The sequence below is a fragment of the Halomonas profundus genome, assembly GCF_020865425.1.
GTDB lineage: Bacteria > Pseudomonadota > Gammaproteobacteria > Pseudomonadales > Halomonadaceae > Vreelandella > Vreelandella titanicae.
In genome coordinates, this window is the sequence record NZ_CP086344.1 from 4,113,782 (window position 1) to 4,126,962 (window position 13,181).

A 13,181-nucleotide genomic window follows, 5' to 3' on the forward strand; every position below is an offset into this window, starting at 1 on the left:
TCGTCAGACGGTGTTTTAGTTTCTTTAGCTATGTTTTTATCAAGCATAGTAACGAATCTCACCGCTACCTTCGGGAAGATTGCTGATACAGCGTCCACACAGATCCGGGTGGTCCGCATAGGTGCCTACATCGGGACGATGGTGCCAGCAACGTTCGCACTTGGTGTTGTCGCTGGCTTTAACCGCGACTTTCAAGCTATCCAGCTCGGTCGCTTCTGCATCACTCGCAGCAGACAAGGGCTTAAGCGTCACTTCACTGGTTAGCATCACAAAGCGCAGTTCATCACCCAGTTTAGCCAGAGTCGCCTGCAGGTCATCGCTGACATACAGCGTGACTTCAGCTGCCAAGCTGCCTTTAATGACTTTGGCATTACGGGCATCTTCAAGACACTTGTTGACCGAGTGCTTGACTTCCAGCACTTGCTCCCAGAAAGCACGACCCAGTTCAGCATTTTCTTCCAGGCTGCCAAGGTTAGTGTAGTAAGTCTCCAGCAGCACGCTGTCGCCTCGCTTACCGGGGATGTTTTCGTGAATCTCCTCAGCGGTAAAGGAGAGAATCGGCGCAATCCAACGACTCAGCGCTTCCACCACGTGATAGAGCGCGGTTTGTGCACTGCGCCGCGCCAGCGAATCGGTTTGCGTGGTGTACTGGCGGTCTTTAATCACATCCAGATAGAAGCCACCCAGTTCCCGGGCGCAGAAACCATGCACCTGCTGGTAAACATCCAGGAAGCGGTACTCTTCGTAGGCTTTTTCGATCCGCGCCTGCAATTGGTGCGCTCGATCCACCACCCACTGATCCAGTGCCAGCATATCGTCAAACGCTACCTGGTTTTTCTCTGGATCAAACCCGTTAAGGTTCGACAGCAGGAAGCGAGCGGTGTTACGAATCCGCCGATACACATCAGAGGTGCGTTTCAAAATTTCGTCAGAAACGGCCATTTCGCCAGAGTAGTCGGTGGAGGCGACCCACAGGCGCAGAATATCGCCGCCCAGCTTGTCCATCACTTCCTGGGGCGCGACCACATTGCCCAGCGACTTGGACTGCTTGCGGCCCTGGGAATCGACGGTAAAGCCGTGGGTCAGCAGCTGACGATACGGCGGATGGCCATCAATCGCTGAACCGGTGAGCAGCGATGAGTGGAACCAACCACGGTGCTGGTCGGAGCCTTCCAGGTAGAGGTCCGCCCGCGGGCCGCTTTCGTGGCCATGGGGGTGCGAGCCGCGAAGTACGTGGCGGTGGGTGGTGCCAGAGTCGAACCAGACATCCAGGGTATCGGTGACTTTATCGTAATCCGCCGCTTCAGCACCCAGCAGCTCTGCCGGGTCGAGTTTGAACCAGGCATCGATGCCTTCCAGCTCAACGCGCTTGGCCGCCTCTTCCATCAACCCAACGGTGCGCGGATGCAGCTCACCGGTTTGCTTGTGTAGGAAGAACGGGATCGGCACGCCCCAGTTACGCTGGCGCGAGATACACCAATCCGGGCGGTTGGCGATCATGCTGTGCAGGCGCGCCTGGCCCCAGGCAGGCGTAAACGCCGTGGCTTCAATACCTTCAAGGGCACGTTCACGCAGGGTTTTGCCATCTTTGCCTTTGATGTCCATTCCCACAAACCACTGCGCCGTGGCACGGTAGATCACCGGCGTTTTATGGCGCCAGCAATGCATGTAGCTATGCTTGATCGGGATATACGCCATTAGCGCACCCACTTCGCGCAGTTTTTCGACGATATGCGGGTTGGCCTTCCAAATCATCTGGCCGCCGAAGAACGGCAGGTCGTCAACGTAAACGCCATTTCCCTGCACCGGGTTGAGCATGTCATCAAACTCCATGCCATGCTCGCGGCAGGTGATAAAGTCATCCATACCGTAAGAGGGCGCGGAGTGAACGATACCGGTGCTACCCACCTCAGACTCGACGTACTCTGCCAGGTAGACTGGCGAGAGCCGATCGTAGAATGGGTGACGGAAATTGATCAGGTCGAGGTTTTTGCCCTGGGTCGTAGCAATTACCTCGCCTTGCAGGCCAAAGCGCTCCAGGCAGCTCTCCACCAACTCTTCCGCCAGCAGCAGCAAACGCTCGCCAGTATCGACCAGTGCATAGGTGAACTCAGGGTGAACGTTGAGCGCCTGGTTGGCCGGAATGGTCCACGGCGTGGTAGTCCAGATCACCACTGCCGCAGGCTTGGCCAGTTCGCTTAAGCCAAAGGCGGCGGCGAGCTTGTCGGCATCTTCTACCGGGAAAGCGACGTCGATGGCGTCGGATTTCTTATCAGCGTACTCGACTTCGGCTTCCGCCAGCGCCGAACCACAGTCAAAGCACCAGTTGACCGGCTTCAAACCTTTAAACACGTAACCCGCGTCGACCATCTCGGCCAAAGCACGAATCTCGCTCGCTTCGTTGGCGAAATCCATAGTGCGGTATGGGTGATCCCAATCGCCAATAATGCCCAAACGAACAAAGTCGGCCAGTTGTGTTTCAACTTGGGCGCCAGCGTATTCACGGCAAAGCTCACGGGCATGTTCCGGCGCCAGGTTCTTGCCGTGAGTGGTTTCTACTTTGTGCTCAATGGGCAAGCCGTGGCAGTCCCAGCCGGGCACATAAGGCGCATCAAAGCCGGCTAAATTCTTCGATTTAACGATAATATCTTTAAGGATCTTATTAACGGCGTGACCAATATGAATACTGCCGTTGGCGTAGGGAGGGCCATCGTGCAGCACAAACAGCGGCGCGCCCGCGCGCGCTTCCCGCAGGCGCTGGTAAATGTTCATATCCTGCCACTGGGAAACCCGCCCTGGTTCCTGCTTTGGCAGCATGCCGCGCATGGGGAAATCAGTTTCAGGCAAATTCAGCGTGTGCTTATAATCCATGGTCTGGTCAGCCGTTGTTAGCATCGGCGGCATCATCCGCCGAAGAAGAATCAGAAGGAATCGTGTTTGAAGACACCGCATTTGAAGACATTGCACTTGAAGACATGGCCTCACGCCCAAGCGGGGCCGAGGCCAGCGGAAGCGAATAGTCCTGTTCAGCGTTCTCTTGGTCAGCGCTGTTTTGCCCACCTATTGCCGCCGTTAAATAGTGGCGAGCGCGGGCCTGGTCACGTTCAATTTGCGCTTTAAGTGCCTCAAGGTTGTCAAACTTCACCTCGCCCCGCAGGCGCGCGCAGGGAAACACCGTCATGCGTTGGCCGTAGAGATCACCTTTAAAATCCAGCAGGTGCACCTCCAGCGTTGGCCGTTCCGAACCCACCGTAGGGCGGAAGCCCACATTCGCCACTGCTGGGTAGCGCTCGCCATTTTCAAGCTCAGCCACCACCGCATAAACCCCACGCAGCGTTAATGGCTGGGGCATCAGCGGCAAATTGGCAGTCGGTACACCAATGGTGCGCCCCAACTGCTGGTCGCGCACCACTCGGCCATGTAACGAATAGGCGCGGCCCAGCAAACGCGCAGCAGCAGAAAAATTGCCGCTGGCAAGCAGCGTACGCACCCGAGAACTGGAAACCCGCTCGTCATCCACGGTAAAAGTACGCGTGTGCTCTACGCCAAACCCCTGTTCGCTCCCGACCTCCGCCAGCAGAGCAAAATCACCGCGGCGGTCGCAGCCGAAGCGAAAATCATCGCCCACGACCAAGTGCTTAACGCCTAGCCCATCAATCAACACCTGATCGATAAACTCACGCCCGGTAAGGCTGCGCAGCGCATCGTTAAACGGCAAGCAGAGAACCTGTTCAGTGCCAAAATCGCGGAGCAGCCGTACTTTCTCGCGCAACCGGGTTAAACGCGGTGGAGCTTGATCACCAGCAAAAAATTCACGCGGCTGGGGCTCGAACACCACCACTGTTAACGGCACACTCCAGCGCGCCGCATGCTCTCGGCACTGCTGCAGGATGGCTTGATGACCGCGATGCACCCCATCGAAATTACCGATGGTGGCAACGCAGCCACGATGAGCCGCTCTCAAGTTGTGCAGACCTCGAATGACGCGCATGGCACCTCAGCCGTTGGAGGACATAAAGCCTCTGATTATAACGAACCCACACCCCAGGATGCAGTGTTATGAGTGCATTTTTAAATGACGAACGCGCAAACCCAGTGCCGCCAGCCACGCAAAGTACAGCGAGCCGCCCAGTATCACTAGCCCGGTGACCCAGCTTATCCGTTGCCAAAGGCCAAACGCGAGCCAAGCCTGCCAGTCGGGCGCAATAAAATAGAGGGCCGCGCACATTAGCCCGCTGCCACCTAGTAACTGCACCGAATAGCGCTTCCAGCCCGGCTGAAAGACCAACACTCCCTGCTTATGCAGTAAGTAACCCAGCAGGCCCGCGTTCAAGAACGCAGAAAGCGCGGTAGCTAACGCCAATCCGGCATGGGCCAGCGGCCAAATCAGCAGTAGGTTAAACACCATATTAGCGACCATGGCGATAATGCCTACCTTCACCGGGGTTTTGGTGTCTTGGCGAGCAAAAAATCCCGGTGCCAATACTTTGATCAGCATAAAGGCTACCAAGCCAAAGGCATAAGCACGCAGACTCATGGCCGCCATCTGGATGTCGTTGTCGGTCATCGCTCCGTAATGAAACAGCGTGATTAACAGCGGCTCGGCCAGCACCGCCAGCGCCAGTGCCGCAGGCAAGCCTAACAGCAATACAATGCGGATCGCCCAATCAAGCATCGCAGCAAAGTGCTCCTTGGACTGGTCAGCATGGCGTTTAGAAAGTGCCGGTAAAATCACGGTACCAATGGCCACCCCAAACACGCCCAGCGGCAGTTCCACTAAACGATCCGAGTAGTAAAGCCACGACACGCTGCCCGCCGCCAGCAATGACGCCAAAACGGTATCCAACAGCAGGTTAATTTGCGACACAGATACCCCAAACAGCGCAGGCCCCATGAGTTTCAGTATGCGTCGCACGCCCTCATGAGCAAAATTAGGCCAGGGAGTAGGCATCAATCCCAATCGCAGCAAAAACGGCACCTGAAAAACCAACTGGGCCGCTCCGGCGATCAACACGCCCCAGGCGAGCGCCATGGCGGGCTCTTCCATTAGCGGCATTAAAAACAGCGCCGCACCAATCAGCGAAAGGTTAAGCAGCACCGGGGTAAACGCGGGAACCGCAAAGCGGTTCCAGGTATTCAGTACGCTACCGGAAAACGCGGTGAGCGAAATCAGCAGTAAATAGGGAAACGTTAAGCGCAGCATATCCGCGGTCAGCGCCAGCTTGTCCGGCTCACTGCCAAACCCAGGGGCAAATACCCAAATCAGCCACGGCGCACAGAGCATCGCCACGGCGGTAATTAGCGCCAGCACCGCCGCTAAGCTACCGGCAGTGGCATTCAGCAGCGCGCGTATCTCCTCCCGACTACGCTGGGTGGAGTACTCTGAAAGCACGGGTACGAAAGCCTGGTTGAAAGCCCCTTCGGCAAACAGACGGCGCAGAAAGTTAGGGATCTTAAACGCCACGAAAAACGCATCAGCGCCATCCCCTGCCCCTAAGAAGGTAGCGATAACCACATCACGCGCCAGCCCCATCACTCTCGACAGCATGGTCATGGCACTGACTACAAGCCCCGAGCGCATTAGCCCGCGACGCACGACTGTGGTGCCTGGGGATGTGTTGGGTGCTTTCTTCGCTGTCATAAGCTATCCAGAAAAATCATCTAGAAAAATCATCCAGACACAAAAAAACCGGCCGCAGCCGGTTTTTTTATGGCGCCTGCCGGCTTACGCCGCCAGTGCCTTAATACGCTTGTTCAAACGGCTCTTCAGGCGAGCTGCTTTCTTCTTAGACAGCACGTCTTTGTCTGCAATACGGTCAACGACCGGTTGCATTGCCTTGAACTCTTCCATTGCCTTAGCGTGGTCGCCGGTGCCGATCGCTTTCACTACACGCTTGATGTAGGTGCGGACCATGCTGCGCTGGCTGGATTTCAGGACACGACGGTTCTCGGCCTGGCGGGCGCGCTTGCGAGCTTGCTTGCTGTTCGCCACAGGGTATCTCCTTGGAGAATAAGGGTTGCCGATAAAACGGCAACGAAATTAAATATGTGTTCGTCTGCTGTGCTGCCACAGCACGACGTTTCCGCAACAACCAATTGATTTGGCAGGCGTATCACCCTACCAAAGTGTGTAGCAGGCAGTCGAAATAAGCTGCCCGCTCACGGGACTTGTCTGAGAGGATGGCGTAGTCTATCACGCGCTTGGCGAGCTTGCTAGCTACGCCTTTACAAGTACAACGTATAACTTTAAAAGCAGGCTGCCCGGCGCAGACCTACTCAAAGGAAACATGTCAGTGTCATTGCGGCGTTTACACACTCGCTTACTACTAGCCATTTGCATACCGTTGATCCTCGTATCGACAACGTTGCTGCCTGTGCTCCATGTCCATATGGAGTCCCGACTAGATAGCCTGCATACCGAAGCAGATGCCTTATTGAAAGCTGGCCAGGAGGCACTAACCCGCGATATTAATGAAAGCCTAAATTACGCGCTGGCGATTGCCGAAATGCCTGCGTTAAGGCGGTACCTGGCAGCACAGGACAACTCGTCGATATCAGCCCAGCCTTATTCGCTTAGCGACTTATCGCAACTTTCAACCTTTCTAAACACGTTGATCAGCCACAACCCTCGCTATACCAAGCTGGTACTCATTGATAATCATGGCAGCGAAGTACTCCGTGCACCTAAAAGTATTCAAACGGGGCCCCGCGTGAATGCCAATTATCATGCCTATACCGACTATTTCAAAGGAGCCTCTTCACTGCAGCCACGCGATCTTTATATCTCGCCACCGGGCCGTAACCTCCACTTTGAGCTAATGGGTCGCGACGTGATTCCTGTGGTCAATGTATCTACCCCTGTTTTTGATGCAGCAGGGGAACGCCGCGGCGTGGTGCTTTTGAGCCTCAATTGGGATTACCTTACCAGCGCCCTACGTCAGGCCATGTTGCTTGACCAAGATGCCAATGCGATTTTAATCGACGCCCAAGGACGATGGCTGCTCGATGAAGGCTTCCCGCCATTAAATACGACGAGCTTTGGCAGCGACTTTGCCGCCCTTTCACCTCTCTATTGGCAAGCCATGCAGCAGCGCAACACAGGTCATGCCAAGGTCGATGGTCAGCTATTACGCTTTCAGACTGAAGATATACGCACTCAGCGCTACCGTAGCCTAGCGGGTACTGTTTTCAGCGAAAACGCTTACTACCCTTGGAAGCTGGGCGTGACATTACCACTACCTACTTGGCGATCCTTAATAGAAGAAGAGACCACCGTGCTCTGGTTTCTACTGTTGACCTACGGTGTCGCCGTCGCCTTTGGAATATTCTGGGCTCTCAGCAGCCAGCGTCAGCGCCAACTACGTAGGGCGGCTCAGCGCCACGCTCATGAAGTCAGCGATCTTTATGAAAACGCCCCCTGCGGCTACCACTCGCTCGATGCCACAGGGCGAGTGATCAAAATGAACCGCACCGAGCTCGCTTGGCTAGGCTACACCGACGAAGAAGTTATTGGTCACATCACTTATCGAGAATTGATCACGCCAGAAACCCGTGATCAGTTTGATAAAGCTTTCGCAAACGTAAAACAAAATCAACCCAGTAGCGCTGAATGCAGCCTGCTAACCCGAAACGGCGAGCAGCGTCACGTCATGATTCAAGCCTCAGCCTTCTGCCGCAATGGTCAGTTTGTGCATTCGCGCGCTACCGTCTTTGACCTTACCGAGCGCAAAGAGCTGGAAGAGAAACTACGCGCCCAAGCCATGACCGACCCCTTAACGGGGGTCTTCAATCGGCGCTATTTACAGGCCCAAGCAACGACTGAAATATCCCGGGCGCGAAGGCAAAATCTCCCAATCGCGTTCATCGCCATTGATATTGACCACTTTAAGCACATTAACGATACGTACGGACATGACGCAGGCGATGACGTACTGAAAAACTTCACCAAAATAGTAACCAAACTGCTTCGCCAGGAAGACTTGCTATGCCGAGTGGGCGGCGAAGAGTTTGCTATTTTGCTTCCCAATACCTCGCTTTCTCAAGCGGAACAGGTGGCCGAGCGAATACGCAGAACAACGGCAGTTACCCCCATTAACGTCACAGCTGAGCACGCCGAACAGGCACTTTGGCTGACTGCTTCACTAGGGGTAACGACTATTCTAGACAACGAAAAAGCACTTAAGCCTGCCCTAAAACGTGCTGATATAGGGTTATATCAGGCTAAAGAAAACGGCCGTAATCAAGTAGTCGTTAACGCGGCGTAGCAGGATTACGTGCTCGAAGGTACAGCTTACACAGCCAAAACACTGCTGTAATTGCCAATTATGGGTACTTCGATATAGTGCGCAGAATAAACATGACCACTAGCGCTTACTATCCAGTGCTTGAACTATAATATGATAGCAAGATACAAGCAACGAGGTGAGCCCATGGCGATTAAACATGATTAAGAACAACGACTTGCAGCCCAATCGACGCGTCACACGCGACGCGCTTATCAGGTCTCGTTGAGCAGCGGTCAACACATAGTGGAAATCATCGACGGTGAACTTGTTGAAACACGTCCCGATGGCAGCACGCAGGTTCTGAAGAAAGCGCCTGCTAAGCATAAAGCTCCCATAGGAATGAAGCTCAAGGTTACCTAATGGATGAGACATCCCCGCTTGCGGATGTTTGCTGGGCCCAATGGCCTGAACTCAACCAACAAGTGCAGCACGGGCGTGCCACCAGTCCAAAATCGCCAGCGCGTATTGCAAATCGACCCAGCATGTTCGTCGTCCAGAGTGCCTGATAGCAGCTCAAGCCCGGCTCGTAGATAGGCGCAACTCCACACCCAACCATTGACATCTACAATCAACCCTACTATATTTCATCTATGAAATAGGGAAGGAGCGTATGGATGATCAAGGGCTAGATACTTTATTAGCGCTCGATGGAACTCAGTACGGCATCCAAGGTGATTTTTGGGTCAAGTTTGAGGTGCGGCGAGTCGAGGCAACACCGAACATCCCCCATGGAATAAAATATAGCTTGACCTTGCATCATAAGAGCGGGACACGGCTACTTGGCTTTGACAACGCACATGCTCCAAAAATCAAACGCAGAAAGTTTGCGGGACGACGCGAAGAGTGGGATCACCGCCATTATCGCAGCGTTGTCAGTGATTACTTCTTTGATTCTGCGGCTCACTTGATTGAAGACTTTTGGAAGCATGTCGACGAAATACTCCGAGAGGAAGGAATATGACAACCGTCAAGATCGGCATCATGAACCGTGATGAATTCCGTGAGCGCACAATCTCAATTGCCAAAGGTTTCTATAAACCTGCTCCTGATGAGCCTAAGGTATGGTTTGATAGTGTCGAGTCCATGTCTCGTCTGTTAAACACGAAAAACCTTGAACTTCTCAAAACGATTCGGCGCTGCAAGCCGCAATCATTAGGGGAGCTTGCTGAGATAACCGGGCGTCGAAAAGAAAGTTTGAGTCGCACCATTAAAAAGATGGGCGATTATGGCTTAGTGGAAATCCAAGAAGGCCCACGACATGCCAAGACCCCTGTGGTTACTGCCGATAGCTTTGAAGTCACGTTAATGTAAAAAGTGCAAAACAGGCATTTTTCTTAGCGGTGCACCGCGGATAGTAACTGTATTCAGCATTTAAGGCACAGCCTGCCCCGTGGGCGCTAAAATTTTGCGCAAGAAATGGCGCGTTCGCTCATCTTTGGGTGCAGTGAACAACTCTTCAGGAGGCGCTTCCTCGACGATGCCGCCCTCGTCCATGAAGACAACCCGATCCGCTACTTCCCGGGCGAACTGCATCTCGTGGGTGACCACGATCATCGTCTGGCGCTCTACCGCTAACTGTTTCATCAGGCTCAATACTTCCTCTACCCATTGAGGGTCAAGTGAAGAGGTGGGCTCGTCAAAAAGAATCACGTCGGCGTTGGCGGCCATGGCACGACCAATACCCACTCGTTGCTGCTGGCCGCCGGAGAGCGAAGCGGGATAAGCATCTGCTTTGTCTGCCAGGCCGATGCGCTCAAGGATCTCTCTTGCCCGTGCATGGGCCTTCGCTTTCGGCAACTTATCCACCACGATCATCCCCTCGCTGATATTCTCCAGCGCGGTTTTGTTGGCGAACAGGCCGTAGTTCTGAAATACAAAGGCGGTACGCCGGCGCAATGCCAGGATATCTGCCCGGCTGGCACGCTGGGTATCAACGCTCAAATCACCCACCTGCAAACGGCCTGCATCAGGGCGTTCAAGAAAGTTGATACAGCGCAGCAACGTCGATTTACCTGTACCGGAAGGCCCAATGATCACAATGATCTCGCCCTGAGCAAGACTCAAGTCGATATCTTTAAACACCGTATGGCCACTAAAACGCTTGGTAATGCCTTGCAGCGAAATCATCGTTGGTAGGCCTTATTCAGATAAATTTCTAACCGGCGCTGCCCCCAAGAGAGCACTTCCACAATCGCCCAATAAATCAGCGCCACCAGCAGGAATGCTTCTAAATAGAGGAAGCTGCCCGCGGCCTCTTTTTGGGTAGCGCCCATCAACTCGGTCACCCCCAGCGTAAAGGCCAACGAGGTCGCTTTGATCATGTCGATGAAATAGTTCATCAGCGTCGGCGTTGCCACGCGGGTTGCCTGGGGCAGAATAATGCGCCGCATCAGTTGCGACTGGGTCATCCCGATGGAAAGCGCGGCTTCAGTCTGGCTGCGATCAATCCCGACAATCGCCGCACGAATGGATTCGGCCATATAGGCAGAGAAGTGCAGCGTCAGGCCTAGCACGGCGGCGGTAACGCCGGTAATCGAGATCAAGGCGCTAATCAGTTGTGGTAGGCCATAATAGAACAGGAACAGCTGAACCAGCAGCGGCGTACCCCGGAAAAACGAGATAAACAGCAGTGAGAAGCCATTTAAGAACGGCACTTTCGATACGCGAACTACCGCCAGCAGGCACGCCAGAATCAGCGCAAAGAACATGGCAATCGTTGCCATTTGAAGGGTGAGCGGCAAGTAGCGCAACAGAACCGGCAGCAGCCCCCACATGTATTCGAGGTTAAGCATGATAATTAAACATAGGCTAAATCGCTTATAAGCAAACGGCCGTGGCAATGCCACGGCCGCGTTGAACGGATCAGTTCAGCGTTTAGGGCTGGGTGATATCAGTATTGAACCACTTTTCCGATATCTCACGCAGCTCGCCATTCTCACGCAACTCACTCAGCGCTGCATCGACACGGTCGCGCTGCTCACGGCCCGCTTCATCATCACGGAACGGCAATGCGTTCTCAATGGTCGAGAACGGCTGCCCCGCCAGCTCTAACGGTAAGCCTTTCTCTTTAATGACCTGTGTAGCACTCACGCGGTCCATCACAAAGGCCTCTACCCGGCCCAGCGCCACATCCTGTTCGATATTGGACTCATAGGTGCGAATGTCGATTTCATCGGCATTGGGCTGCTCACGCAATAACTGCTCGTAGTTCGAGCCCAGGTTGACGGCCACGCTTTTGCCGGACAAATCTTCAACACCTTCAATGGTGTCACTGCCTGCCCGTACCACGACCTGCGCGCCGTCATACACGTAAGGCGAAGTGAACACGTACTTCGCTTCGCGCTCCGGGGTAATGGTGATCTGATTGGCAATGGTGTCGATACGACCAGATTCAAGCATCCCCGCCAAGCCCGAGAAGCTAGCCGTGACGAACTCGATATCATCACCGGTGATCTCACCCACGGCATTCATGACATCAACTTCAAAGCCTTTGAGCTCGTCTTGCTCAACGAAGGTAAAGGGGAAATAACCGCCGGACATGCCCACCCGGAGCGTATCGGCTTGGGCAGAAGCGGCGAAAAACCCATTGGCAACACTCAACGAAAGCGCCGCAAGGGTAGTAGTTAACTTAGCTGGTAGTGGCATGAGTCTGTTTCCTCGTTAGTCGATATCCCGACGATCCGAATAGCCACACAAATAATCATGAGGCATTGATGGCTGCTAGTTTACCTCTACGACAAAAGCATACAAAAGAATATTAAAGATAATTTTTATTCTTTTATTGAATATGCAGTCACACCGTGATGTATGGCTATTTGTGGCGAATGGCCTGAAACGTTTTAAGGGTAGCGGTTTGGCGATCGGCATCTAGCACGCCTCCACCCAGCGCTGCCAACTCCTGAGTAAACGTAACCAGTTTTTCCAACTGTACCTTATCAAACCCGCGCCTGCGCTTTGGCTTTTGGAGGATGACGCTTACACCACCGATCAAATGCTCTTCTTGCTGAAAGGCTTCTGGAGATGGCATCAATCCAGGCGGGTAGGCATTGGTAACCCGCAATGGGTTTTGCGGGGTAACGCCTGGCACGCTATAAACCTGAAAGGCATCATCGTAGTGGGCCTCCCACTTTTGCAGGCTCGAGAACAGCTTTTTGTTGAGTGCGATATCCGGTTGATCAAACATCACAAACAGTACATGAGTGCTCTCTTCTGCCTCTACAGGTGCCACCTCCTCTACGCTATCTTCATTCTCGGGTAACGTAGAGGAGGTATTCACCTGTTTAGCAACAGCAAGGGGCTCAGCGGGAATTTCATTGCTCTCATCGGCTGGCGCTGGCTGCCCAAGTCTTAGCCACTCTCCGCCACGCCACATTCCGCCTTCGAGTACGCCTCTACCGCTTAGTAAGAAATACATGCCAACGACCAGGCTGTTGAAACTCAACCAACCTGCAGCAATCGCTAAGGTTACCGCCAGTTTTTGCGGATCCATGGGGTGTTTTCCCGCCCAGTTAGGAACGTACAATTGGGGCACCCACAAGGTGGCGAGTGCCGAAGATGACTACTCATTATCGAGCAAATGCCAGGAAGATCAATTTTGAAGGCTAAGTAATTAGTGGCAGAGGTTTTAGAAGAAGCAAGCTGGTCGGTGAGGCACTTAGATACACTCAAGAAAAATATAGCGACTATGGAGCAACCGGCAATACACTATTTTTGGTGCGCTGTCGCTTTGAAAGACGTATTGAACGCCAGCTTCACTTATCGATAGAGGAGCGGACCCTTGCCGAAATCGCCCGCGAAGACGTTGCACGAGGCTGATTGAAACGAATCTATTTACAGATGCTCAAATCGCTAGCGCAACGGTTGAAACAGGAAATGCTATCAAAAACTCTAGCTGAC

At 53.7% G+C, this 13,181-nt stretch carries 11 protein-coding genes; 3 read left to right on the top strand and 8 right to left on the bottom strand.

Going from position 1 to position 13,181, the window contains the following annotated elements:
• Positions 1–39: 39 nt before the first annotated feature.
• The 4 genes from ileS to rpsT form a co-directional block, all read right to left on the bottom strand.
• Positions 40–2,895, bottom strand: a complete 2,856-nt coding sequence (gene ileS / locus LMS44_RS18820; RefSeq protein ID WP_022521980.1) for an isoleucine--tRNA ligase — start codon at positions 2,893–2,895, stop codon at positions 40–42.
• Positions 2,879–3,991, bottom strand: a complete 1,113-nt coding sequence (ribF, locus tag LMS44_RS18825; protein ID WP_159177330.1) for a bifunctional riboflavin kinase/FAD synthetase — start codon at positions 3,989–3,991, stop codon at positions 2,879–2,881. Before ribF ends, ileS begins: the two co-directional genes overlap by 17 nt.
• Before the next feature lie 66 nt (positions 3,992–4,057).
• Complete coding sequence (gene murJ, locus LMS44_RS18830) at positions 4,058–5,641, bottom strand: murein biosynthesis integral membrane protein MurJ (RefSeq protein ID WP_476488498.1); 1,584 nt, start codon at positions 5,639–5,641, stop codon at positions 4,058–4,060.
• Positions 5,642–5,725: 84 nt separating this feature from the next.
• Positions 5,726–5,992 carry a 30S ribosomal protein S20 gene (rpsT, locus tag LMS44_RS18835; RefSeq protein ID WP_022521977.1) on the bottom strand — a complete coding sequence of 89 codons (267 nt, stop codon included), beginning with the start codon at positions 5,990–5,992 and terminating at the stop codon, positions 5,726–5,728.
• A gap of 295 nt (positions 5,993–6,287) precedes the next feature.
• On the opposite strand from rpsT, the gene LMS44_RS18840 reads away from it, so the two are divergent.
• The 3 genes from LMS44_RS18840 (at position 6,288) to LMS44_RS18850 (ending at position 9,596) form a co-directional block, all read left to right on the top strand.
• The gene (locus LMS44_RS18840) at positions 6,288–8,264 is read left to right on the top strand and encodes a sensor domain-containing diguanylate cyclase (protein WP_476488499.1); all 1,977 of its coding nucleotides are present in this window, start codon (positions 6,288–6,290) and stop codon (positions 8,262–8,264) included.
• Between the two features lie 631 nt (positions 8,265–8,895).
• The gene (locus LMS44_RS18845) at positions 8,896–9,246 is read left to right on the top strand and encodes a toxin-antitoxin system TumE family protein (RefSeq protein ID WP_022521974.1); all 351 of its coding nucleotides are present in this window, start codon (positions 8,896–8,898) and stop codon (positions 9,244–9,246) included.
• Positions 9,243–9,596 (top strand): HVO_A0114 family putative DNA-binding protein, encoded by a 354-nt coding sequence (locus tag LMS44_RS18850; RefSeq protein WP_022521973.1) that lies wholly within the window; start codon positions 9,243–9,245, stop codon positions 9,594–9,596. The genes LMS44_RS18845 and LMS44_RS18850 overlap by 4 nt, the downstream gene beginning before the upstream one ends.
• Before the next feature lie 60 nt (positions 9,597–9,656).
• Here the strand turns inward: LMS44_RS18850 and LMS44_RS18855 are convergent, their stop codons facing one another.
• From LMS44_RS18855 to LMS44_RS18870, 4 genes are all read right to left on the bottom strand, one after another.
• Positions 9,657–10,412 carry an amino acid ABC transporter ATP-binding protein gene (locus LMS44_RS18855; protein ID WP_027956927.1) on the bottom strand — a complete coding sequence of 252 codons (756 nt, stop codon included), beginning with the start codon at positions 10,410–10,412 and terminating at the stop codon, positions 9,657–9,659.
• Positions 10,409–11,077: an amino acid ABC transporter permease gene (locus LMS44_RS18860; protein WP_035538134.1), complete on the bottom strand. Its 669-nt coding sequence runs from the start codon at positions 11,075–11,077 to the stop codon at positions 10,409–10,411. The genes LMS44_RS18855 and LMS44_RS18860 overlap by 4 nt, the downstream gene beginning before the upstream one ends.
• Positions 11,078–11,159: 82 nt before the next feature.
• Positions 11,160–11,930, bottom strand: coding sequence for an amino acid ABC transporter substrate-binding protein (locus LMS44_RS18865; RefSeq protein ID WP_498946058.1), 771 nt, complete (start codon positions 11,928–11,930; stop codon positions 11,160–11,162).
• 166 nt (positions 11,931–12,096) lie between these two features.
• Complete coding sequence (locus LMS44_RS18870) at positions 12,097–12,774, bottom strand: hypothetical protein (RefSeq protein WP_498946060.1); 678 nt, start codon at positions 12,772–12,774, stop codon at positions 12,097–12,099.
• Between the last annotated feature and the right edge of the window lie 407 nt (positions 12,775–13,181).